This window comes from Sulfitobacter sp. M85, assembly GCF_029285915.1.
Classification (GTDB): domain Bacteria; phylum Pseudomonadota; class Alphaproteobacteria; order Rhodobacterales; family Rhodobacteraceae; genus Sulfitobacter; species Sulfitobacter faviae.
Map to the genome: position 1 here is coordinate 300481 of NZ_JABECQ010000001.1, position 23105 is coordinate 323585.

Annotated in this window: 19 protein-coding genes; 8 read left to right on the plus strand and 11 right to left on the minus strand. The window is 61.8% G+C overall.

The window, feature by feature from the left end; translation table 11 throughout:
- Positions 1-39: 39 nt before the first annotated feature.
- From recF to gyrB, 3 genes are all read left to right on the plus strand, one after another.
- Positions 40-1137 carry a DNA replication/repair protein RecF gene (gene recF, locus HKX24_RS01565; RefSeq protein WP_271692620.1) on the plus strand — a complete coding sequence of 366 codons (1098 nt, stop codon included), beginning with the start codon at positions 40-42 and terminating at the stop codon, positions 1135-1137.
- On the plus strand, positions 1134-1754 hold the full coding sequence (locus HKX24_RS01570) for a LysE family translocator (RefSeq protein ID WP_271692621.1): 621 nt from the start codon (positions 1134-1136) through the stop codon (positions 1752-1754). Before recF ends, HKX24_RS01570 begins: the two co-directional genes overlap by 4 nt.
- 79 nt (positions 1755-1833) lie before the next feature.
- Positions 1834-4248, plus strand: coding sequence for a DNA topoisomerase (ATP-hydrolyzing) subunit B (gene gyrB / locus HKX24_RS01575; RefSeq protein WP_271692622.1), 2415 nt, complete (start codon positions 1834-1836; stop codon positions 4246-4248).
- A gap of 108 nt (positions 4249-4356) precedes the next feature.
- On the opposite strand, the gene HKX24_RS01580 is transcribed toward gyrB, so the two are convergent.
- The 10 genes from HKX24_RS01580 to cysQ all read right to left on the minus strand — a co-directional run bounded on the left by HKX24_RS01580 (position 4357) and on the right by cysQ (position 16666).
- Positions 4357-6546 carry an NADP-dependent isocitrate dehydrogenase gene (locus HKX24_RS01580; protein ID WP_271692623.1) on the minus strand — a complete coding sequence of 730 codons (2190 nt, stop codon included), beginning with the start codon at positions 6544-6546 and terminating at the stop codon, positions 4357-4359.
- Positions 6547-6696: 150 nt separating this feature from the next.
- A complete protein-coding gene (locus HKX24_RS01585) occupies positions 6697-7353 on the minus strand; it encodes a hypothetical protein (RefSeq protein ID WP_067264229.1) in 657 nt (218 codons plus the stop codon).
- Between the two features lie 84 nt (positions 7354-7437).
- Complete coding sequence (locus HKX24_RS01590; RefSeq protein WP_271692624.1) at positions 7438-8865, minus strand: nodulation protein NodH; 1428 nt, start codon at positions 8863-8865, stop codon at positions 7438-7440.
- 3 nt (positions 8866-8868) lie between these two features.
- On the minus strand, positions 8869-10566 hold the full coding sequence (locus HKX24_RS01595; protein ID WP_271692625.1) for a beta-1,6-N-acetylglucosaminyltransferase: 1698 nt from the start codon (positions 10564-10566) through the stop codon (positions 8869-8871).
- On the minus strand, positions 10563-11549 hold the full coding sequence (locus tag HKX24_RS01600; RefSeq protein ID WP_271692627.1) for a glycosyltransferase family 2 protein: 987 nt from the start codon (positions 11547-11549) through the stop codon (positions 10563-10565). The genes HKX24_RS01595 and HKX24_RS01600 overlap by 4 nt, the downstream gene beginning before the upstream one ends.
- Before the next feature lie 68 nt (positions 11550-11617).
- Complete coding sequence (locus HKX24_RS01605; RefSeq protein WP_271692628.1) at positions 11618-12823, minus strand: glycosyltransferase family 1 protein; 1206 nt, start codon at positions 12821-12823, stop codon at positions 11618-11620.
- Positions 12824-12840: 17 nt separating this feature from the next.
- A complete protein-coding gene (galU, locus tag HKX24_RS01610) occupies positions 12841-13734 on the minus strand; it encodes a UTP--glucose-1-phosphate uridylyltransferase GalU (RefSeq protein WP_271692629.1) in 894 nt (297 codons plus the stop codon).
- Positions 13735-13794: 60 nt separating this feature from the next.
- A complete protein-coding gene (locus HKX24_RS01615; RefSeq protein WP_271692630.1) occupies positions 13795-15072 on the minus strand; it encodes a glycosyltransferase family A protein in 1278 nt (425 codons plus the stop codon).
- Positions 15069-15869: a manno-octulosonate cytidylyltransferase gene (locus HKX24_RS01620; protein ID WP_271692631.1), complete on the minus strand. Its 801-nt coding sequence runs from the start codon at positions 15867-15869 to the stop codon at positions 15069-15071. The genes HKX24_RS01615 and HKX24_RS01620 overlap by 4 nt, the downstream gene beginning before the upstream one ends.
- Complete coding sequence (cysQ, locus tag HKX24_RS01625) at positions 15869-16666, minus strand: 3'(2'),5'-bisphosphate nucleotidase CysQ (protein WP_271692632.1); 798 nt, start codon at positions 16664-16666, stop codon at positions 15869-15871. Before cysQ ends, HKX24_RS01620 begins: the two co-directional genes overlap by 1 nt.
- 116 nt (positions 16667-16782) lie before the next feature.
- On the opposite strand from cysQ, the gene HKX24_RS01630 reads away from it, so the two are divergent.
- Together HKX24_RS01630 and HKX24_RS01635 are read left to right on the plus strand one after the other, a co-directional pair.
- Complete coding sequence (locus HKX24_RS01630) at positions 16783-17607, plus strand: ABC transporter permease (RefSeq protein WP_067264256.1); 825 nt, start codon at positions 16783-16785, stop codon at positions 17605-17607.
- Positions 17604-18212, plus strand: a complete 609-nt coding sequence (locus HKX24_RS01635; RefSeq protein WP_271692634.1) for an SH3 domain-containing protein — start codon at positions 17604-17606, stop codon at positions 18210-18212. The genes HKX24_RS01630 and HKX24_RS01635 overlap by 4 nt, the downstream gene beginning before the upstream one ends.
- Positions 18213-18263: 51 nt before the next feature.
- Here HKX24_RS01635 and HKX24_RS01640 read toward each other — a convergent pair whose 3' ends face one another.
- On the minus strand, positions 18264-18866 hold the full coding sequence (locus HKX24_RS01640) for an alpha-ketoglutarate-dependent dioxygenase AlkB (protein ID WP_271692635.1): 603 nt from the start codon (positions 18864-18866) through the stop codon (positions 18264-18266).
- 207 nt (positions 18867-19073) lie between these two features.
- Between HKX24_RS01640 and dnaK the strand changes: the two genes are divergently transcribed.
- From dnaK to radC, 3 genes are all read left to right on the plus strand, one after another.
- Positions 19074-20996, plus strand: coding sequence for a molecular chaperone DnaK (gene dnaK / locus HKX24_RS01645; protein WP_271688593.1), 1923 nt, complete (start codon positions 19074-19076; stop codon positions 20994-20996).
- A gap of 82 nt (positions 20997-21078) precedes the next feature.
- The gene (gene dnaJ, locus HKX24_RS01650; RefSeq protein WP_067264268.1) at positions 21079-22227 is read left to right on the plus strand and encodes a molecular chaperone DnaJ; all 1149 of its coding nucleotides are present in this window, start codon (positions 21079-21081) and stop codon (positions 22225-22227) included.
- Positions 22228-22335: 108 nt separating this feature from the next.
- Positions 22336-23097, plus strand: coding sequence for a DNA repair protein RadC (gene radC / locus HKX24_RS01655; protein ID WP_271692636.1), 762 nt, complete (start codon positions 22336-22338; stop codon positions 23095-23097).
- Positions 23098-23105: the final 8 nt, after the last annotated feature.

Here is a 23105-nt window from a genome sequence, read left to right on the forward strand (position 1 = left end):
ATTCCCGCGCCGTTTTCTTTCAAAGAAAACGGGCTTTGAATGGCGCAGCTGTATCTTTCCAATCTCGGCCTCTCGCATTTCCGCTCGCATAAACGCGCGGTGATCGACGTGGACGCGCGGCCCGTCGCGCTTTACGGACCCAATGGTGCGGGCAAGACCAATGTGATTGAGGCGATTTCGCTTCTCTCCCCCGGGCGCGGGCTGCGGCGCAGCAGCGCGCAGGACATGGCCCGCCGCCCCGAGGCCTTGGGCTGGAAGATCACCGGCCTGCTGCATGGGCCGAGCGTGATGCATGAGGTCGACATCTGGTCCGAAGCCGGTGCCGCCCGGCAGACCAAGATCGACAGCAAAGCCGCGGCCCAGACAGCGCTTGGCCGCATTGCCCGCGTGCTCTGGCTCATTCCCGCGATGGATCGGCTCTGGACCGAAGGCGCCGAGGGGCGGCGGCGGTTTCTTGACCGGGTGACCCTGTCGATGCTGCCCGATCACGCTGAACTGTCGCTGAGCTATGAAAAGGCCATGCGCGAGCGCAACCGTCTGCTGAAGGACATGGTGCGCGAGCCCGCGTGGTACGCCGCCCTCGAAGACCGCATGGCCGAGACCGGGGCGCAGATCCATGCCAACCGGCAACAGGCCCTCACGGCCCTCGCGAGCGCGCAGGAGGAGGCGCAGACCGCCTTCCCCATCGCCACGCTGATGCTCCAAAACGACATGCCCGACAGTGCCGAGGGGCTGCGCCGGGCGCTGTCGGACAACCGGATGCGCGATGTCGCCGCCGGGCGAACTTTGATCGGCCCTCACCGCGCCGATCTGGAAGGCACCTATGCCGCCAAGGGCATCGCCGCGCGGGATTGCTCCACCGGGGAGCAGAAGGCGCTGCTGGTCTCGCTCATCCTCGCCAATGCCCGCGCCATCGCCGCCGATTTCGGCGCGCCGCCGATCCTGCTGCTGGACGAGGTGGCCGCGCATCTCGACGCGGGCCGCCGTGCGGCGCTTTACGACGAGATCACGGCGCTCGGCGCGCAGGCTTGGATGACCGGCACGGGGCCGGAGCTTTTCGACAGCCTTGGGGACCGCGCGCAATATGTGGAAGTGACCGAGGATGAGGGCCTGTCGCAAGTGGTGCGTCAGCCATGACCCTCTCGCCCACCGACCTGCTTCTTTACTGCGGCGCGCTGCTGATCCTGTTTCTCACCCCCGGCCCGGTCTGGCTGGCGATGATGGCCCGGGCACTCTCGGGCGGGTTTCAAGCGGCGTGGCCGCTGGCGCTCGGTGTCGCGATCGGCGACATGCTCTGGCCACTGGTGGCGGTGCTGGGGATTACTTGGATCGTCTCGGCCTTCGACACGCTTATGGAGGTGCTGCGCTGGACCGCTGCACTGGTGTTCATCGCCACGGGGTTGAGCCTGATCCGGCAGGCGGGCGCGAAGATCGACACCGACAGCCGCCTCACCCGCCCCGGCATGTGGCCCGGTTTCATCGCCGGGCTCATCGCGATCCTCGGCAATCCCAAGGCGGTGCTGTTCTACATGGGCGTGCTGCCCGGCTTTTTCGACCTGCGCGCGGTCACCGCCCCCGACATCGGGCTGATCCTCGCCGCCTCGGTCATCGTGCCGCTCGTCGGCAACCTCGTGATCGCCCTCCTAGTGGGCCATCTGCGTGGCTTTCTGACCGCTCCGCGCACCCTGCGACGGATCAATCTGATCTCCGGCGCGATGCTGGTTTTCGTGGGCCTGATCGTCCCCTTCGCCTGACACAAAATCTTGTGTCATTCGCGTGACAATCCCCTGCCAAACCACTATAAATCGGGCAAACGATAAGGGTTTTCTCCGCATGTCCGACACTGATCTGACACCACAGGAATACGGTGCCGATTCCATCAAGGTTCTCAAAGGGTTGGAGGCTGTTCGCAAACGCCCCGGCATGTATATCGGGGACACCGATGACGGCTCGGGCCTGCACCACATGGTGTACGAGGTCGTGGACAACGGCATCGACGAGGCACTGGCCGGTCACGCCGACGCGGTGACGGTCACGATCCACGCGGATTCCAGCGTATCGGTCAGCGACAACGGTCGCGGCATCCCCGTGGGCATCCATGAGGAAGAGGGCGTCTCGGCGGCCGAGGTCATCATGACCCAGCTGCACGCGGGCGGGAAGTTCGACAGTAATTCCTACAAGGTCTCCGGCGGTCTGCACGGGGTCGGCGTCTCGGTCGTGAATGCGCTCTCGGACTGGCTGGAACTGCGCATCTGGCGCGAGGGCAAAGAACATATCGCGCGGTTTGAGGGCGGTTTCACCACCAAGCACCTCGAAGTCGTGGGCGAGACCGACCGCACTGGCACCGAGGTCCGTTTCATGGCCTCGACCGAGACATTCTCCAACCTCGAATACAGCTTCGAGACGCTGGAAAAGCGCCTGCGCGAACTGGCCTTCCTGAACTCCGGCGTGCGCATCATCCTGAAGGACGAACGCCCCGTCGAGCCGCTGCAAACCGAGCTCTACTACGAAGGCGGCGTGAAGGAATTCGTCAAATACCTCGACCGGCACAAGCATGCGGTCATGGACGAGCCGATCTTCATCACCGGGGAGCGGGACGACATCGGCATCGAGGTCGCCATGTGGTGGAACGACAGCTACCACGAGACGGTGCTGCCCTTCACCAACAACATCCCGCAGCGCGACGGCGGCACCCATATGGCGGGCTTCCGCGGCGCGCTGACGCGCACCATCAACGCCTATGCCCAGACCAGCGGCATCGCCAAGAAGGAGAAGATCAGCTTCACCGGCGACGACGCCCGCGAGGGTCTGACCTGCGTGCTGTCGGTGAAAGTGCCCGATCCGAAGTTCTCATCACAGACCAAGGACAAGCTGGTCTCGTCGGAGGTGCGCCCGGCGGTCGAGGGGCTGATGAACGAGCGTCTCGCCGAATGGTTCGAAGAGAACCCCAATGAGGCCAAGCAGATCGTCGGCAAGATCCTGGAGGCCGCACAGGCCCGCGAGGCGGCCCGCAAGGCGCGCGAGTTGACCCGGCGCAAGACGGCGATGGACGTCAACTTCCTCGCTGGTAAGCTCAAGGATTGCTCGGAGAAAGACCCGGCCAAGACCGAAGTCTTCCTCGTCGAGGGGGACAGCGCGGGCGGCTCGGCCCAGACCGGGCGCGACCGTCAGACGCAGGCGATCCTGCCGCTGAAGGGTAAGATCCTCAACGTGGAACGCGCGCGTTTCGACCGGATGCTGGGCAGCCAAGAGATCGGCAACCTCGTCATGGCGCTCGGCACCGGGATCGGGCGCGACGAGTTCAACATCGACAAGCTGCGCTACCACAAGATCGTCATCATGACCGACGCCGACGTTGACGGCGCGCATATCCGGACGCTTTTGCTGACCTTCTTCTACCGCCAGATGCCCGAACTTATCGAGAACGGCCATCTCTACATCGCGCAGCCGCCGCTCTACAAAGTCTCGCGCGGCAAGTCCGAGGTCTACCTCAAGGATGAGGCCGCGATGGAGGACTACCTGATCCAGCAGGGTGTCGACGGCGCAATGCTGCGCCAAGGCAACGGCGAAGAAATCACCGGCCAAGACCTCACCCGCGTGGTCGACATGGCCCGCCAGCTGAAACGCGTGCTGGAGGCTTTCCCGACCCACTACCCGCGCCACATCCTCGAACAGGCCGCCATCGCCGGTGCCTTCGTCGAGGGCGCGGTGGACAGCGACCTGCAGGGCGTGGCCGACAAGGTCGCCGACCGTTTGAACCTGATCGCGTTGGAATATGAGCGCGGCTGGCAGGGCCGCATCACCCAAGACCACGGCATCCGCCTCGCCCGCATCCTGCGCGGCGTGGAGGAGGTGCGCACCCTCGACGGCCGCATGCTGCGCTCAGGCGAGGCGAAGAAATCCGGGAGCTTCACCCAGCACCTGCAGGAGGTCTACGACCAACCCGCCAAGCTGATCCGCAAGGACCGCAGCCAGATGATCTATGGCCCCATGGACCTGCTCAACGCGATCCTTGCCGAGGGCGAGAAAGGCCTGTCGCTGCAGCGCTACAAGGGTCTGGGCGAGATGAACCCCGACCAGCTGTGGGAAACCACCCTCGACCCCGACGCACGCACACTGCTGCAGGTCCGCGTGGAGGATATGGCGGAGGCCGACGATCTCTTCACCAAGCTGATGGGCGACGTGGTGGAGCCGCGCCGCGAGTTCATCCAGCAGAACGCGCTGAGCGTGGAGAATTTGGATTTTTGAGGGGGTGTAGGGGTGCGTGTAGCCTCTGCCCCGCTGCCGGGTCTTAGAACGATAATCCGCCGCGTCGCTTAACCAGCGACGCGGCGGATTTTTTTTGTATCAGGCGAGTTACCCGATGATGCCGTTCAGCGTCTCGGAGGGGCGCATCACGCGGGCGGTTTTCTCCGCGTCGGTGTGGTAGTAGCCGCCCAGATCGACAGCCGTGCCTTGGGCCGCGGCAAGCTCGGACAGGATGTCGGTTTCTTTGGCAGCCAGTTCCTTTGCGATGGGCGCGAACTCTGCGGCGAGCTCCGCGTCATCGCTCTGCGCGGCGACAGCTTCGGCCCAGTAGCGCGCGAACCAATAGTGGCTGTCGCGGTTGTCGGGCTCACCCACCTTGCGCGAAGGGGAACGACCGTGGTCGAGGATGCCCTGCGTCGCGGTTTCCACGGCATCGCCCAGCACGCGCGCCTTTTCGTTGCCACGGGCATCGGCGAGGAACTTCAGGCTCTCCCCAAGGGCGCAGAATTCGCCAAGACTGTCCCACCGCAGGTGGTTCTCTTCCACCAGCTGCTGCACGTGTTTGGGGGCCGAGCCGCCCGCCCCGGTCTCGAACAACCCGCCGCCGTTCATCAGCTTCACGATGGACAACATCTTGGCCGAGGTCGCCAGTTCCAAGATCGGGAAGAGGTCGGTCAGATAGTCGCGCAGCACGTTGCCGGTGATCGCGATGGTGTTCTCGCCCTTGGTGATGGTCTCAAGCGAGGCGCGGGTGGCTTCGCGGGGGGCCATGATCTCGAACTTGTCGGCCACGCCCTGTGCCTCAAGGATGGGCTTGACGTAGGAGATCAGCTCGGCGTCATGAGCGCGGTTTGCGTCCAGCCAGAAGATCGCGCGGCAGCCTTCAGCCTTTTGACGCGAGATGGCGAGGTTGACCCAATCCTCGATCGGCGCCTTTCGCGCAGAGGAGGAGCGCCAGATGTCACCGGCCTCAACCTTATGTTGGTGCAGCACGGTGCCGTCGTCGAGGATCATTTTGACGGTGCCCGCCTCGGCCAGTTCAAAGGTGGTGGGGTGGGAGCCGTATTCCTCGGCCTTCTGCGCCATCAGGCCGATGTTCTGCACCGTGCCTGCGGTCGCCGGGTCGAGCTTGCCGTTCTCTTTGAAGAAGTTGATCGCCTCGTCATAGACCGGCGCATAGGAGTTGTCGGGGATCACGCAGTTGGCGTCATGCTCTTTGCCGTCCGGGCCCCAGCCCTTGCCGCCGGCGCGGATCAGCGCGGGCATGGAGGCGTCGATGATCACGTCGGAAGAGACATGCAAGTTGGTGATGCCCTTGTCGGAATCGACCATATACATCGGCGGGCGCGCGTCCATGCAGGCGTCGATATCGGCCATGATCTCGCTCTCGCCCTTCACACGCTCCAGCAGATCGCCGAGGCCAGAGTTGGGGTTCACGCCGAGTTCTTTCAGCTTTTCCCCGTGCTTTTCAAACACCGGCGCAAGATAGGCTTTGACCGCGTGGCCGAAAAGGATCGGGTCAGAGACCTTCATCATCGTCGCCTTGAGGTGCAGCGAGAAGAGGATGCCCTCTTCCTTGGTCTTTTCGATCTGGGTGCTGAGGAAGTCTTTCAGCGCCGCGGCGCTCATGAAGGTCGCGTCGACCACGGTGCCGGCGGGATAGTCCAGACCGTCTTTCAACACCTTCTCGCCATCCGCCGTTTCCAGCACGATCTTCGCGCCACTGGCGGCGTCGAGCGTGGCGGATACTTCGTTGGAGAAGAAATCATTGCCGGACATCGACGAGACATGCGTCTTGCTGTCGGCGGTCCAGTCCCCCATGCGGTGCGGGTTGGACTGGGCAAAGCTCTTCACGGCCTTGGCCGCGCGGCGGTCGGAGTTGCCTTCGCGCAGGACCGGGTTCACGGCGGAGCCTTTGATGCCGTCATATTTGGCGCGCACAGCTTTTTCTTCGTCTGTGCTCGGCTCTTCGGGGTAGTCGGGTAGCGCGTAGCCTTGGGCCTGAAGCTCTTTGATCGCGGCAACCAGCTGCGGCACGGAGGCAGAGATGTTCGGCAGCTTGATGACATTGGCCTCGGGCGTCTTCACCAGACGGCCCAGCTCGGCCAGATCGTCGGACTGACGCTGTTCTTCGGTCAGGTGCTCAGGGAAGGTCGCGAGGATGCGGCCTGCTAGGCTGATGTCTTTGGTGCCGACGCTCACACCAGCGGCTTCGGCGAACTTTTTGATGATCGGCAACAGCGAGGCAGAGGCCAGCTCCGGCGCTTCGTCAACTTTGGTGTAGATGATATCGGACATGATTGCTCCAAATTGCTGCATTTGCTGCCCTGATAGCGGAAGAGGCGGCGAAGGTCGACGGTATACCGCAGTATGCGGTGGGGTCGTTTCAGGAAAAAGCGGATTTCAGCCTTTTGCACGGGCCACCTAGCGCAACCCGCGCGCTGCCGCCTAGCGGGCCACGCTGCGCAGTTGCAGAATCTGCATCCCAATCGCCATGGCCGGGCCGATCCCCACCGCGAAAAGCAGCGTGCCGAGGCCCAGGGTGCCGCCCAAGGCCCAGCCGATGGCGACGACGGACAATTCGATGCTCATGCGGACCAGCGCGATGGGTTTCCCGGTGACCCGTTGCAGCCCCGTCATCAACCCGTCCCGCGGCCCGGGGCCAAGGTTTGCCACAAGGTAGATCGCGCCGCCAAAGCCGGTCACGAAGACGCCGGTCAGCGCCAGCACAGCATTCGCCAGATAGCTGTCGAAGTGGGGCAGGATCGGCAGCGCATATTCCAGCACCAGCGCCACGATCACCGCGTTCAGAATGGTGCCGATACCGGGCGTCTGCATCAGCGGGATCCAGAGCAAAAGAACCACGGCGCTGATCAGGAAGGTCGCAAAGCCAAGGCTCCACCCCGTGATGCGGGTCACCCCTTCGGCGAAGACGGTCCAAGGGCTGACGCCGACGCCCGCAGTGACCAAAAGCGCCTCGCCCAAGCCAAACATCACCAGTCCCAGAACCAGAAACACCATCGAGGCCAATGGCGGCCTGAGCGTGAAGGCTTTCGGCGAACTCCACCGCAGCCGGGGAACAGAGGTGACAGACAGGAAACTCACGGCGCGACCTTTGGCGGGATGCTCAAGATGCCCTGTTGTTCCAGTTTACGTCAGAACCGGCAAGGTCAATCTAGCCTGTACCCCTCACCGCCAGCGCGAAAAGCCGAAGGTCATATAATCCTTCTGATAAGCTTCCGCCGTCAGGACCTCGATCTCATCGTCATAGATATCGCCGAGCGTGAAGGGGCCGGGTTCCACCATCTGGGGCACGGCGGGGACGGTGGCATGGCCCTGCCCCGCAGCCAGAGCGGGGAGTTCGCTGGCCAACTCCTCTTCGCGGAGGATGCGGTCGGGCAGGCAGAACGCCCCGAACCCCGCAATGGCTTGGGCCTGAGAACACCATGCAGCATCCACCCGGATCGAAGTTTGCCCGGCCAGATTGCCTTTGAGAAACTTGAGGAAGGCAACAAAGGCTGCGCGATGCGCGTCTCGATCATATTCGGCGTCGGGGCCATCCTTTGGCAGCGGCACCTTGTAGCGGCGCATCAGCGTGTTGCGCAGCTGGCGGTAACTGCCCTCCCCCGTGGTCAGGATATGGCGGCAAAAGGCATCATGCGCGCGCAGGGCGGGATGGCGCAGCACGGTAAAGCCGCGATGCCCGCGCATTTTGCGTTTCCACTGCCGCAGCTCTTTTTGCGACATCTTACCGCGCAGCGCCTCACGCGGGACGCCATCGAGGGCGGCGAGCCAGTCCAGCACCTGATCCTGCGGGCCGGATTTAATCGGCAGATAGATCAAGCCGCTGGTCGCCGCCGCCACATAAGAGGGCACGTTCGGCCCGCGCCGTGGCTCGAAATTTGGGGTGCGGGTCAGATCGAAACGATCGAGCCGCGCCAGCGCCTCCAGCATCTCGTCATAGTTGCTGACCTTGGCCGAGATCGGGCTGGGGTTCTGTTTCTTGAGGTTCTTGTCCAGCCCCTCCAACTGCTCATCCACGCCAAGATAGCGTGCAAGCCCGTTCATCACCTCAACGCTTTGCAGGTCTTCGTAAGCTACATAAAATGCCGTCTGGCCGGAAGTTTGCAAACGGTTCAGCAGCGTGATCTGGAACTGCTGGAGGGCATCCAAATGGGCGCTGAACTCATCGGCATCGAAGACGGCCTGCGCCACCTTCTGCGCCTTCATATCGGTCAGTTTCCACTGCCCGGTGGCCTGCGCGATCTTCCAACTGACATAGCTGTCGACCGGGTTGCGCGTGAGCACGATCTTGGCGCAGCGCTGATCCTCGATGATCTCATCGAAAACACGCGGATCGTGGTCGTGGAAATAGCGGAAGCCGCCCAAAGCATCCTGCTGCCCCCGGATCTCCGCCAGCAGCTTTTTGGGGTTTTCGTCCCGCGTGGCCTGATCAACGCCAAGGATGGGCTCGCTTTTGGGATACCCTATGAAGAAAGGGTTGAACGCCTCCCCATGACAGGCGATCCCGGCAAAGGCGTTCAAGTTCGCCTCTAGGAAGTTGGACCCGGTCCGCATCTCGGCGAAGACCACGAAACTGTCGAATTTGTCGCGCATGGATTATTTCACCAGATAGGGTTTGGGGGAAGGTTTGGCATCGGCGCTGCCCCCTTGGGCCACCGAGAAATCGCCGACCAGATAGGGGTGCATGCCTTGGTTCTTGAGATTCTGGAGGAACTGGCCGAAGCCGTTCAGATCAACCATGCGCGGCGCCTCTGACAGGCGGCGCAGACGGGGGCGCCCAATTTCGTCAAGGATATCTTGCAAAGGCTCCATCGGCGCTTCGATGAAATCGGCCATGGTCCAGACCCGCACACGCGCCTTGGTATAGGGCGAATTCAGTACATCCAAATGCGTGCTTTCCGTCTTTTGCAACTTGGCGGCCAGACGGCGGATATCTGCGAAATCAAGGTTCGAGCGGAACAGAGGCACCGCCCAAGCGCCGGTGATCACCGAAATATGCGCATTCGGGTCTTTGGCCACACGCCAGTTGATGTCTTGATTGTCCATCGGGCCGAACTGAAAGCACTGACGCTCGCCCCGGGTGTTCCAAATCAGATTGGTCAAGAACGCACTGGCATTGTGATCGCGCAGCACCGGGTTATCCGACAACGCACCATTCAGCGCGGTTTCCCCGCCCGCGAAATGCACCCGGTCGGGCGCAAAGAGATGCCCATGCACGCGCGCCCCGCTGGCCCGGCTGAGCCAATGTTCGAAATCCTCGAAAATCTCGGTAAAGCCCTGAAACATCGAATAGGGCGCGGCGGTGACGCCATTCTCCCAATCCTCGTTGGGAAAACGGCTTTGCATATAAAGCCCCGCACGGCCCCGGGTGCGCCGCTCCACCGCCTTGGCAAAGATGCGGTCGATCTTGCCGGGGTTCGGCTCGGTCTTTTTCATCGCGCCGGCAGGGTCGGTCAGAAAGGCATCATAGAGCCTGTCCGCATGAGGCCAAATCTTGCGTGCCACGAAACAATCCGAGCGGCGCAAAAGCTGGAGGTGATCGTCGTAAAAGATATGCGGCTTGCCCTGAAAATCGAACTTAGACAGGGTCAGCGACCGGCTTTCGATCTTGCTGGAATAGAGCCGTGCAAGGGTCTGGAAATAGCTTTCGTCCGGGATCCAAACATGGCGAAAGAACTTGTCGTAGGTGGGCCGGTCGGGGTCTTGCAAGATCGCCGACAGGGTGCGCCGGGTCAGGCACCACCATTGCGAGCCCATATGCGGCACGATCCCGCGCGGCATCCGACGTTTCAACCGCAGCAGGCGCTGCATCTCGACCGCGCGGTCGAACAGATAGCGATTGCGCCGCCATGAAAAGGGGAAGCGCAGGGTAAACCGCTCTGCATCCAGCCCGCCCACGGTCCAAGGCACATCCGCCGTGGTGGCGCTTTCGATGAAGTCGGTCTGGGGGCGGTCCTCAAGATAGTCGATCAACTCCTGCACCGGGCGCAGCGGCAAGCAAGAGCCGGAGGCCAGATAGACATGGCGTACCTTGGGAAAGCGCGAGAGCATCATCTCCGCCGCCCCCTGAGAGGCGGCAACGATCCCCCAAGTGCCCCATTCGCAGCGTTTGCGCGGGCTAAAGCAGACATCCTTGAGATCCGACAGCGCCGCCACGAAGGCATCATGCGCCCGCCGGGGCACCGCCTTGTCGATATGGATCACCACCGGACAGCCCGCCGCCGCCCAATGCCGCGCGACCTGCTCGGCCCGGTCAAAAGCGTTGTGCACCAACATGACGATCCCGACGCTCATGCCCAGTTCCCCTTGGACATGAGGCCGAGGATCTCAAGCTGCCGCCAATTGATATAGCGTTCCGACCATTTGCACCAAAGCTGCGGGTCGTCCTTCAGCTGTTCAGCATAGGCTTTGTATTCGACAGAAGCCGCGTAATGCTCGCTACGCTGCAACTCCTCCGCCGCCTTGGCCCCGAAGGTGTCGAGGAACTTGGCGTGCAAGAGGACGCCCGAGGCTTTCTCTCCGCCCCATTCGTCATAAACCTGATTAAGCCCGCGCGGCAGCAGCATATGGGTCGAGCTGACATAGGCATAGCGCCGGTCCCATTTCACCAGCGGCACCTTGTTGAGCGCGGGCGCTTTTGCGGGCGCGTCGGGAAAGAACACCCGCGCCCGTGGCCCGCCCTGAATCCACAGGTTCCCAAACCGCCGGTTGCGCGAAATGGTGTAGTTGCCACTGTCGAACCATGCGGCAATCTCAATCGGGTTTTGCCCCGCCTTATAGGGCTCCTCGTCAAGGCGCCCCTTGGGATACATATCCAGCAACATCGCCGAAAAGCTCTTGATCGAAGAGGCATCGAGCCAATCGGTCAGCGCCCGCAGGGGGCGCGTGTCACAAAAGGGGTAGACCAAAAATTCATCCGGATCGACCGTCAGCGCCCAATGGCCGTGGGCGTATTTCATCTGCAACCAGTTCAGCCAATCCACCCCAAAGCGGGCGCGTTTGTAGCTGGCCTTGGCGCTCCAGACCGAGACATCGGGTTGCTTGGCCAGATAGTCGAGCGCGCCATCGTCGCTGTCATTATCGACAAAGAAGAAATGCCCGACGCCCATCTCGCGGTAGTATTTCAGGAAATAGGGCAGCCGGATCGCTTCGTTGCGCTGCGTGCAGAACAGCAGAATATCGTCAGCTTTGATCTGCGCCGTCCGGTTCGCCACAGAGGTTAACTCGCGCCGCTTGCGGAAGGCGCGGATGCGCCAGCGCTTGCGTTGCAGCCGCAACCGATATGACTGTATTAAGCCCAAACCGCCCCTTACCTATCGCGTCTGACCGCCCCTCTACCGCGCTATCACGTCGACTTTAACACTGTCTTGAAGTGTTCGGCCCATGTTGGCGCGATAAAAGTCGTCGCTGGGCGCGGGTCTGGCACAGATGCGGCCCATTCTTCGATTATTCTGATCCATGAATAGGGTTCGCTCAGGGGCGCGTAAACGGCTTTGTCGCCCAAGACCTCATGCAAGACCGGCAAATCGTTGCATAAAACACGCGTTCCAAGGCTCAGCGCCTCTGCCGGGGGCAGGCCAAACCCCTCTGCATGGCTGGGGAAAAGCATCCCCGCCGCGCCCTGCACCATTGCTGCGAGAGCTTTATCGCTGAGGCCCGGCAGCTCTCGCACAGAACCATTGGGTGGCAGCCGACCTAGCCGGTCAAAGACCGCGCTGTTGTTCCACCCCCGCGCGCCGCAAACCAGCAAAAGCGGCGCGTCCGGGTCCATCTGCTGCCAGAGGTCCAGCAAGAAACCATGGTTCTTGCGCGGCTCGATTGTGCCCACAACGACGAAATAGGGACGGTTTGGCGGCAGGCCCGCAGACAATTCACCAGCATCGGGGTCGGGCAGGTCGACCCCCAGATGTGCGACCACGGAGGGCGGTATCCGCCCCCGCATCTGCGCCTCGCTGCGCTGCCGCGTGTCTTGTGAGTTGTAAATCACCAGATCGGCCTGCGCGCTCACCCGGTCGATCTTGGCCCGAAACGGCGCGACAGTGCCGGGGCGTTGATAGGCGGGATATTCCAATGGGATCACGTCATGGATCAGAACGGCACTTCGCCCCCGCGCCTGTTTCACGGCGCCCAAAACCCGATCCGTCAGATTGCTGTGCCCGACATTCAGATAGGCAAAACCCGGCGGCAGATGCCGCGCAAGCATCGCGGGCAACCCGGCCGGAACGCAGCGCGCGACCGCCAAACGCCGCAAGTCGCTTTCCGCCCGGCTGAGCGACACAGTACGCCCCCGCGGCAGACGCGAAAGCAGATCCGCCCGCCCCCAAGGAACGCGCCCCGCAAGCCGATCCTGAAAGCCCCGCATCCCACCGTGGTCCAGCAGAACATAGCCCAAAGCGGTGCGCGCTACTCCAAAAAGCGGCGCGTCCTCTGTCAAAAGATGTGAGAGATAGGCCAGTTCGACCCGATCCACCCCCGTCGCGCCCCGCCCAACCCGACGCAGACTGCGCGTCAGGTCCAACAGCCGCGTGGGGAAAGACTGAGGCTTTTCCAAGGGCCCGCTTCTTGCCCCTACTGCGCCGCCCGGTCGATCTGGGAAATGCTTTGCAGATAGGCCGAAAGATCGTCGCGCAATTCTTCACGGGCAAGGCCGAAGGCCACTGTCGCTTGCAGAAAGCCCGCTTTTGAGCCGCAATCGAACCGCTGCCCGCGGAAACGGAAGCCATAGACATCGCGGTCTTGCTCAATCTCTTGTGCGATCGCATCGGTCAATTGAATTTCACCGCCCGAGCCGGATTTCAGCTTGTTCAGGTTCTTCAAAACGGTCGGCGCCAGAATATAGCGCCCGATCACCGCGAGGTTCGATGGTGCTTCGTCGACGGCAGGCTTCTCAACCATACCGTTGACCTTCACCAAATCGCTGCGTTCTTCGCTGGTATCGAGAATGCCGTAAGAGGATGTGCGGGAAGGCTCCACCTCCATCGCGGCGACCATGCTGCCGCCGGTTTCTTCATAGGCCTCGACCATCTGTTGAAGACAAGGTTTTTCCGCCGCGATCACGTCATCCGGCAGCATAACGGCAAAGGGCTCATTGCCGATCAAACGGCGCGCGCACCAGACCGCATGGCCAAGGCCCAGCGCCTTGTGCTGGCGGATATAGGCGATTGCGCCACTGTCCATATTGGTGCTTTGCAGCGTCTCTAGAAGCTCGGTCTTGCCCTTTTTGCGCAACTCCTGCTCAAGCTGCGGGGCGTGATCGAAGTAATCCTCCAGCGCGCCTTTGCCGCGTGAGGTTACGAAGATGAACTCTTTGATCCCGGCGGCGCGCGCCTCGTCGATTGCATATTGAACCAAGGGCCGGTCGACGAGGGTCATAATCTCTTTCGGCACCGATTTGGTGGCGGGCAGAAAGCGTGTCCCCATGCCTGCAACCGGGAAAATCGCTTTTGTAACCTTCTTGCGCATTTTAATCCTTACCACTTATTCGAAATATACAGAACGCCACGGTCAATCCACCTGCGCTTCCTATCGGCGACAATCCTCGCCGAAACCGCGCTGTCTGGCAACTCGCTTAACTTCCCTTTGCAGCCTGTCGAGGCGACGAGTTAAGCGGAAAACCGCGTCATCCCGTGTGGACTTTCCGTATATTCCACCTGTTTGCAGCCAGATAGCGTAGGCCGGATCAAAGGCAACGCGATGATAAAGCGCCGTCGGCGAAAGGTTGATCAGGGTCACGATCTCACCCGATAATGCCCGTTTTGCAGCCTTTGCCCGGTCTCGCGCCAGATTAATAGGCCGGGTGAACATGGCCACGCTGCGCCGGGCACGGGCCGGAAAAGGGCGGAAAGCGCTGTCGGCCTTCTCAGGCAGGGAGACGCTGGCGATGGGGCGTTCCACCCCTTCGGCGTGTCCATCATCCAACCTGCGCAGCAACCTTGGCACATCACGTGGCTCTAACCCGCCGCTTATCAGATGGCGCAGCAGACGGCGGCGCTCTTGGGCGCGCAGATGCGCCCAATGGGCGGCACGGTCCTGCGCGGGCAGATGTTTGCGATGGAACACGGCCCAGCTTGCCCCGATATCGAAAAGATCGCGCGGCACGCGGTTGGCGCTTCGCATGGCGTTGGCGGCGAAACCGTGATGGACCTCGGCCAGTGGCACGATTGCCGTGGCATGGCTTGCCCGCGCCAGCCGCATATTCAGATCGGTCTCATCAAGATAGTAGTGAAAGGCCGGGTCAAAGCCGCCCATTTCCACCAAGACTTCGCGCCAAAAGGCCATATTGGTGCCTTCGGTCTTGATTGCCCCCCCGGGCGAAGGGTGCAGGATGCTCGGAGTTTCAGGGTCGACATCGAGCGTTTCCGGCTCTCCGAGACCATTCAACCGGCGCGCACGATATTGGAACGAGATGCCGTTTCGCCCCCGGATGAAGCCGGTCATCGCCGCGACCTCTGGCCGTTGCGCAGGCTCCAGTAGGTGGCGCAGCCATTGCGGCTCCGGCACCGCGTCATCGTCGATAAAGGCCACGACCTCCCCCGCGGCCTCGGCAATCCCAAGGTTGCGCGCGGCAGAGATATTCGGCCTGTCGAAAGGGACCAGTTTCAACGCCCCGGCGAAATGCATGGCACGGGCCACGGCAATCCCGGCAGGATCGGCCACGATGATGACTTCGAAAGGGGTATATTGAAGCTGTTCTACCCCCGTCAGGCAGCGCCGCAATGCTTCGGGCCGATTCCGGCTGACGATCACGATGCTGACAGGCACGCCGCTTTCGAGCGTGGCACTGACGGGGGTGGGGGTCATTCCAGACCCATTTTCGCCATCATGGCTTCGAGCTTTGGCACGTCTTCGGGGTTGTTCAACTCCCAAAACTCGCGCCCCTTGGCCTCGACCTTCGCACAGAGTACGGCGCGGCCATTTTCAAGAAAACGCAACTGCTCCAACCCTTCCAACTGCTCCAAGGGGCCGACGGGCCAGCTTGGGTATTGGGCCAGTGCATCGGGGCGGTAGGCATAGACGCCGACGTGGTGGAAGACCGGGGTCATATCCGTCTCTGCGTAGGGCTTTCCGGTATAGGGAACGACCTCTTTCGAGAAGTAGAGCGCTTGATTATCGGCGCCGAAAACCGCCGTGGTCCCCCCCACGCGGCCCGCTTTGCGGTCGGCCAGAAGACTGTTCAGCGTGGCCCCGTCGCAGCGCAGAACCGGGGTGGCGATCTCGGCCTCGGGGTTGTCTGTCAACCCCTGCACCAGCCCTTCGACAAACCAATGCGGCGTCAGCGGGGCGTCACCTTGCAGGTTCACCACGATGTCATAGCCCCCACCCAATGCGGCATGGGCCTCGGCACAGCGTTCGGTGCCGTTGGCGCAGCTTTCCGAGGTCATCACGACCTCGGCGCCGAAGCCTTCGGCGGCCTCCCGAATGCGATCATCGTCGGTGGCCACCACCACGCGGTCGACGCCCGACACTGCGCTGGCGGCCCGCCAACTGCGTTCGATCAGGGTCTGTTTCTGGCCCGACGCCCCGGTGAGGGCCACCAGCGGCTTGCCGGGATAGCGGGTGGAGGCATAGCGGGCGGGAATGACGATCAGGACCGACATCAGCCCGCCTTCAACTCAACGCCCGGGGCATGGGCGATGAAGAAAGGGTTCGCGAAATCTTCTTTGCCGTAGGTCAGGGGCGAGAGGTCATCGAAGCGCACCACCGCGCCGCCTGCCCCGTTCAGCACCGCATGGCCCGCGGCAGTGTCCCACTCCATCGTGCGGCCAAGACGCGGGTAGAGATCGGCCTCTCCGGTCGCGACGAGACAGAATTTCAGCGACGACCCCGCCGAGGTCATGTCCCGCACGGCGTATTTGCCGATATAATCATCGGTCGCCTGATCGCGGTGGGATTTGGAGGCGACGACCATCAGGGCCGCATTGTCGGGGTTAGAGACCGAAATCGCTTTGGTTTCCCCCACCTGCCCCTTGTCGAATGCGCCGGCCTCTTCGACCGACTGGCCGTCGGCTTGGGTAAAGAACATCCGGGCTTTGGCGGGGGCATAGACCACGCCGCGCGTCGGCACGCCGCCTTCGACCAGCGCGATGTTCACCGTGAAATCCCCGCGGCGGTGGACGAACTCTTTGGTGCCATCCAGCGGATCGACGATGAGAAAGGTATCGCCTTTAGCGGAATGGGTCGCAGCCTGCTCTTCGGTCACCAACATGACATCGGAGAAAGCCGCGCGGAGTCCGTCGGAAATGATCGCATCGGCGGCTTCGTCGGCGGCGGTAACGGGGCTGTCGTCGGATTTCGATTTCACCTCGAAATCGTCCTGACCGTAGATCTCCATGATCTCGTCCCCGGCTTCCAATGCCAGCCGCCGCATTTCCGCGACCAGTTTCTCGTAATCCATTTTGCCTCCGGCCCTGCGGGCTGTCGTTGCTTCAATTTACTGTTTCCCTTATGCTGCGGAGCTAACGGAACAGCAAGAATTCCGTGCCACGCTAGGGCTTCGTCAAGGACGCGCGCATGTTCCAGTCTTCCAGAAAGCCGAAATCCGGCATCGGTTCTGCCCTCGCCATCGCGGAACTGGTCTACCATTCCGTGGTGCGCAACGTACGCAAACAGCACAACAATGCCTTCATCGCCATCGCGATGAACATGCTGCAAACGGTGATGTTCGTACTGGCCTTCTATGTGATGTTTTCGATCCTCGGGATGCGCGGCTCTGCCGTGCGCGGAGACTTCCTCATCTATCTGATGTCGGGGATTTTCCTCTACCTCACCCATGTGAAGGCTCTGGGCGCGGTCGCGGGGTCTGAGGGACCGGCAAGCCCGATGATGCAGCACGCCCCGATGAACACGATCATCGCCATCGCATCGGCGGCAGTGGGCTCGCTCTATATCCAAGTGCTGTCGCTCTTCGTGATCCTGTTCATCTATCATGTGGCAGTCACCCCGATCACCATAGACCAGCCCTTTGCCGCTTTCGGGATGATGCTGACCGCGTGGTTTACAGGCTGCGCCCTCGGGCTGGTGATGCTGGCGATCAAACCGTGGTTTCCGTCCTTCGTGACGATTTTCTCTACCGTCTATCAACGCGCCAATATGATCGCCTCGGGGAAGATGTTCCTCGCCAACTCCCTGCCCGGCTATATGCTGGCGATGTTTGACTGGAACCCGCTGTTTCACAGCATCGACCAAGCGCGCGGCTTTGCCTTCATCAATTACAACCCGCGCTACACCAGTTGGGAATATCCGCTTTGGGTGGGTCTGGTGCTTTTGATGATTGGGCTGATGGGCGAATTCTATACCCGCCGCCATGCGTCGATCAGTTGGAACGCCCGGCGATGAGACTTCTGGCGCTCTTCCTCTGCCTTCGGGCATTGCCTGTCTGGGCGACGCAGGATGCATGGCCCGCCCTGCATGACGTCAGCGGTGTCGGGGCGGATGATGTATTGAACATTCGCGAAGCCCCGAGTGCCAGCGCCCCGATCATCGGCAGCTTCGAGCCTGACGCCCAGAACATCGAAGTGATCCACCCCGATGACCATCGCGGCTGGGGCCTGGTAAATACGGCCGAAGGGAGCGGCTGGGTCTCTCTGCGTTTCCTTACCCGGCAAGCGGGCCAATGGGCCGGTGCGATGCCACCCGTGGCCCATTGCGGCGGGACAGAGCCGTTTTGGTCTTTTGAGGTGACCGGCGAGACGTTGAGCTACGATGCCATGGCGGGCGGCGCACGCGATTACCGCATCACGCAGTCTGGCCCGGCGCAGGGGCGGCGTGACAGTTTTCACATGATCGCCGAGGGGCCGCAGGGCGCGGCCATCGCTACGCTTGCGGCGCGTGCCTGTAGCGATGGCATGTCGGATCGCGGCTATGGGCTAGCGGTCGACTTCCTTTTGCAGGGAAATGATGGCTGGCAACATCAGACAGGGTGTTGTTCGCTTAGCCACTGAAGCGACGGACTTTTTGAAAAAGTCCGTCTCCGTTTTCTTTCAAAGAAAACGTCACTCCACCACGCGCAGCGTCAAGTTGATCCGTCCGCCTTTGGGCAGCAATGTCGAGGTGCCGGGTTTGATCCGGTCCACGCCGTGATAGGTCAGCCGCGCGTCACCGCCCATCACCACCACATCGCCCGACTGCAGCCAGATCGATTCCGTCTTGCCCCCTCGGGTCAGGTTGCCGATCCGAAACAGCCCGTCATCGCCCAGAGAGACTGAGACGACCGGCCACTGAAAATCCGCCTCGTCCCGGTCTTGATGCAGCCCCATACGCGCATCGGCATCGTAGTAGTTGATCAGGCAGCATTCCGGGCGGCGCTCCAACTCGGTCAACTGATCCCAAATCGCCATAATCGGTGCCGGGATCTCGGGCCAAGGCTCACCGTCGGGATGTTCGGTGACGTAACGATACCCACGCCGATCCGAAAACCAGCCATAGCGCCCTGCCGCGCTCATCCGGACCGACATACGCCCGCCGCGCGGCACTTCGGGGCGAAAGAACGGCGCCTTGCGCACCACGCCGCGCACTGCCTCCAGCACCTCTTGCTGGGCCGCTCTTCCTAGAAATTCCTTGTGAATATCAAAGCCCCGGAGGCGCAAAGCAGTCATTTTTCGTTCTTCCTCACTCGTTTAGCAAAAACATCACGGAATCGCGACCATCCAGACCAGCCAATGGTTGCAGGGTGCAAATACCCTCCCTATATACGCTCCGAACCGTCGAAGGCACGTGGTCTTCGATGTCAACAGATCGGGGCAGGATGCCAAAACGGGTCCGCGCCTCGTGTCATCGCCTTAGATTCAAAGAGGGATCGAAACATGTCCAAAGTAATCGGTATTGACCTTGGCACCACCAACAGCTGTATCGCCATCATGGATGGCAGCCAGCCGCGTGTGATCGAAAACGCCGAAGGCGCGCGCACCACGCCGTCGATCGTCGCCTTCACCGACGACGAACGCCTTGTCGGCCAGCCGGCGAAACGCCAGGCGGTCACCAACCCCGAAAACACAGTCTTTGGCGTTAAGCGCCTGATCGGCCGCCGCAACGACGATGCGGACCTGGCCAAAGACAAAAAGAACATGCCGTTCAACGTCATCGACGGCGGCAACGGCGACGCATGGGTCGAAGCCAAGGGTGAGAAATACTCCCCAAGCCAAATCTCGGCCTTCATCCTCGGCAAGATGAAAGAAACCGCAGAAAGCTATCTGGGCGAGGAAGTCTCTCAGGCGGTTATCACCGTGCCTGCCTACTTCAACGACGCCCAGCGTCAGGCCACCAAAGATGCCGGCAAGATCGCCGGTCTCGAAGTGCTGCGCATCATCAACGAGCCGACAGCCGCCGCGCTGGCCTACGGTCTCGACAAAGAGAACACGCAAACCATCGCGGTCTATGACCTTGGCGGCGGTACATTCGACGTGACCATTCTTGAGATCGACGACGGCCTGTTCGAAGTGAAATCCACCAACGGCGACACCTTCCTCGGTGGTGAAGACTTTGACATGCGCATCGTGAACTACCTTGCGGAAGAGTTCAAAAAGGCCAACGGCGTTGACCTGACGCAAGACAAGATGGCGCTGCAGCGTCTGAAGGAAGCGGCAGAGAAGGCTAAGATCGAACTGTCCTCCTCCAGCCAGACCGAGATCAACCAGCCCTTCATCTCGATGGGCAAGGATGGCTCGCCGTTGCACATGGTCATGAAGCTGACCCGTGCCAAGCTGGAAAGCCTCGTTGGTGACCTGATCAAAGCCTCGATGAAGCCCTGCGCCGCCGCGCTGAAGGATGCCGGCCTGTCCGCGTCCGACATCGACGAAGTCGTGCTCGTGGGTGGTATGACCCGTATGCCGAAGGTGGCCGAAGAGGTCTCCAAATTCTTCGGCAAGGAGCCGCACAAGGGTGTGAACCCGGACGAAGTCGTGGCCCTTGGTGCCGCCATTCAGGCCGGTGTTCTGCAAGGCGACGTGAAGGACGTGGTCCTGCTCGACGTGACTCCGCTGTCTCTCGGTATCGAGACGCTCGGTGGTGTCTTCACCCGTCTGATCGACCGTAACACCACGATCCCGACGAAGAAGTCTCAGGTCTTCTCGACCGCCGAAGACAACCAGAACGCCGTGACCATCCGGGTCTTCCAAGGTGAGCGTGAGATGGCTGCCGACAACAAGATGCTCGGTGCCTTCAACCTTGAGAACATCCCGCCTGCGCCCCGCGGCATGCCGCAGATCGAAGTGACCTTCGACATTGACGCCAACGGCATCGTGTCGGTCGGCGCGCTCGACAAAGGCACCGGCAAGGAGCAGAAGATCACGATCCAAGCTTCGGGCGGTCTGTCGGATGCGGACATCGAACAGATGGTCAAGGACGCGGAAGAGAATGCCGAGGCGGACAAGTCCCGTCGCGAGCTGATCGAAGCGAAGAACCAGGCGGAATCGCTGATCCACTCGACCGAGAAGTCGCTGGAAGAGCATTCCGACAAGGTCGACCCGACCACCGTCGAGGCGATCGAACTGGCCATTGCCGCGCTGAAAGACGAGCTGGAAACAGACAACGCCGACAAGATCAAGAACGGCATCCAGAACGTCACCGAATCCGCCATGAAACTGGGCGAAGCCATCTATAAGGCCGCTCAGGAAGAGGGCGGCAGTGAGGACACGGCGCAGCCTTCGGATGCTCAGCAAGCCCAAGGTGGCGATGACGACATCCTTGATGCTGAGTTCGAAGATCTGGACGACGACAAGCGCGCGTAAGCGTGTGAAACGGAACCTGTGAAAGGGCCGGTCCGTCAGACGGGCCGGCCTATCACGTTCCAGCGCAGGAGCATGATAACCCATGGCAAAACGTGACTACTACGAGGTGCTTGGCGTTGCCAAAGGGGCCTCTGCCGACGAGATCAAGAAAGCCTATCGCCGCAAGGTGAAGGACCTCCACCCCGACCGCAACAAAGACAACCCCCAAGCCGAAGCCCAGTTCAAAGAAGTGGGCGAGGCTTATGACGTGCTCAAAGACGGTGACAAGAAAGCCGCCTATGATCGCTATGGCCACGCCGCCTTCGAAGGTGGCATGGGCGGCGGGCGTCCCGGCGGCGGTATGGGCGGCGGTCAGGGCGATTTCTCTTCGGCCTTTTCCGACGTCTTCGACGATCTTTTCGGTGACTTCATGGGCCAACGTGGCGGTGGCGGCGGACGCCGTGCCGCACGCGGGGCTGATTTGCGCTATAACCTGCGCATCTCGCTCGAAGATGCCTTTTCGGGCATGCAAAAGTCGATCACCGTCCCGGCCTCCGTCCAATGTGACGCCTGTGACGGCAGCGGTGCCGAAGGCGGCGCGGAACCTTCGACCTGCCCCACCTGTTCGGGCATGGGCAAGGTGCGTGCGCAGCAAGGTTTCTTTACCGTCGAGCGGACCTGCCCGACCTGTTCCGGCATGGGGCAGATCGTCAAGAATCCTTGCAAGAAATGCCGCGGCGCGGGCCGGGTTGAGAAAGAGCGCACGCTCTCGGTCAACATCCCCGCGGGCGTCGAAACCGGCACCCGCATCCGTCTCGCTGGCGAAGGCGAAGCGGGCATGCGTGGCGGGCCGTCCGGTGATCTCTACATCTTTATCGAGGTGGCCGATCACGAGTTGTTCGAACGCGACGGGCCGAACCTCTTCTGCCGTGTTCCGGTGTCGATGAGCACTGCCGCTCTGGGTGGCAATATCGAAGTGCCCACCATCGACGGGGGCCGTGGCCGCGTGCAGATCCCCGCGGGCAGCCAATCGGGCCGCCAGATGCGTCTGCGCGGCAAAGGCATGCCGCCGCTGCGTGGCGGTGGCGTGGGTGACATGATCATCGAACTGGCGGTCGAGACCCCGGTGAACCTGACCAATAGGCAGAAAGAACTGCTGCGGGAGTTCGAGGGCGAGGCCCAGAACAACAACCCCGAGAGCAGCAACTTCTTCTCTTCCGTCAAATCCTTCTGGGATTCGATGAAGGGTTAACCATTGGGGGGAGCCGTGGATGCGGCTCCCCTTTTTAGGCAGCGTGGTGAACGAAGTTTTAACCGTCCGTTAACCGAATAATAACCACTTTGGCGCGACACTCCGGGCATGACCCGTGCCCCGAGAACCTTGGCTGATCAGCCCCTCCCCTATCTGCTGGACGAAGCGCACAGCCCGCCGTCCAATACGGGCAAGCAACCTTCTTATATCGCGGATCACCGCCAACGCCTGCGCAGCCGTTTTATCGATGGCGGCGCGGCCGCCATGCCGGACTACGAGATGTTGGAGCTTGTCCTCTTCCGTGCCATCCCGCGCCGGGACGTAAAACCGCTGGCGCGCGAACTGCTCGACCGGTTCGGCGATTTCAACCGCGTCATTACCGCCCCCGCCGCCCGGCTGCGCGATGTCAAAGGGGTCGGTGAAGCGGTGATTGTCGAACTCAAGATCATTGAAGCCGCGGCACAGCGGCTAGCCCGAGCGAAGGTGCTGCAACGGCATATCGTTTCCTCATGGGACGCGCTGCTGGACTATTGCCACACCACCATGGCCCATCTGGAGATGGAGCAGTTTCGCGTCCTCTACCTCGACCGGAAAAACATCCTCATCGCCGATGAGGAACAGGCGAAGGGCACGGTGGACCATGTGCCGGTCTACCCGCGCGAGGTTGCCAAACGTGCGCTTGAGTTGAACGCCAGCGCGATCATCCTCGTGCATAATCACCCCTCGGGCGACCCCAGCCCGTCACGGTCCGACATTGACATGACCCGACAGGTCGCCGCCGCCTGTGACGCCTTGGGGCTGACCCTGCATGATCATCTGATCATCGGCAAATCGCGCGAGCTCAGCTTTCGCAGTGAGGGGCATCTATAGCGGGGTGC

Excerpts from the sequence above, each read along its gene's own strand:
- HKX24_RS01615 (WP_271692630.1), bottom strand. The coding sequence starts at position 15,072 with ATGACCCCCACCCCCGTCAGTGCCACGCTCGAAAGCGGCGTGCCTGTC.
- HKX24_RS01640 (WP_271692635.1), bottom strand. The coding sequence starts at position 18,866 with ATGACTGCTTTGCGCCTCCGGGGCTTTGATATTCACAAGGAATTTCTA.
- recF (WP_271692620.1), top strand. The coding sequence starts at position 40 with ATGGCGCAGCTGTATCTTTCCAATCTCGGCCTCTCGCATTTCCGCTCG.
- gyrB (WP_271692622.1), top strand. The coding sequence starts at position 1,834 with ATGTCCGACACTGATCTGACACCACAGGAATACGGTGCCGATTCCATC.
- dnaK (WP_271688593.1), top strand. The coding sequence starts at position 19,074 with ATGTCCAAAGTAATCGGTATTGACCTTGGCACCACCAACAGCTGTATC.
- HKX24_RS01620 (WP_271692631.1), bottom strand. The coding sequence starts at position 15,869 with ATGTCGGTCCTGATCGTCATTCCCGCCCGCTATGCCTCCACCCGCTAT.
- cysQ (WP_271692632.1), bottom strand. The coding sequence starts at position 16,666 with ATGGATTACGAGAAACTGGTCGCGGAAATGCGGCGGCTGGCATTGGAA.
- HKX24_RS01635 (WP_271692634.1), top strand. The coding sequence starts at position 17,604 with ATGAGACTTCTGGCGCTCTTCCTCTGCCTTCGGGCATTGCCTGTCTGG.
- HKX24_RS01580 (WP_271692623.1), bottom strand. The coding sequence starts at position 6,546 with ATGTCCGATATCATCTACACCAAAGTTGACGAAGCGCCGGAGCTGGCC.
- HKX24_RS01570 (WP_271692621.1), top strand. The coding sequence starts at position 1,134 with ATGACCCTCTCGCCCACCGACCTGCTTCTTTACTGCGGCGCGCTGCTG.
- galU (WP_271692629.1), bottom strand. The coding sequence starts at position 13,734 with ATGCGCAAGAAGGTTACAAAAGCGATTTTCCCGGTTGCAGGCATGGGG.
- HKX24_RS01590 (WP_271692624.1), bottom strand. The coding sequence starts at position 8,865 with ATGCGCGACAAATTCGACAGTTTCGTGGTCTTCGCCGAGATGCGGACC.
- HKX24_RS01630 (WP_067264256.1), top strand. The coding sequence starts at position 16,783 with ATGTTCCAGTCTTCCAGAAAGCCGAAATCCGGCATCGGTTCTGCCCTC.
- radC (WP_271692636.1), top strand. The coding sequence starts at position 22,336 with ATGACCCGTGCCCCGAGAACCTTGGCTGATCAGCCCCTCCCCTATCTG.
- dnaJ (WP_067264268.1), top strand. The coding sequence starts at position 21,079 with ATGGCAAAACGTGACTACTACGAGGTGCTTGGCGTTGCCAAAGGGGCC.
- HKX24_RS01595 (WP_271692625.1), bottom strand. The coding sequence starts at position 10,566 with ATGAGCGTCGGGATCGTCATGTTGGTGCACAACGCTTTTGACCGGGCC.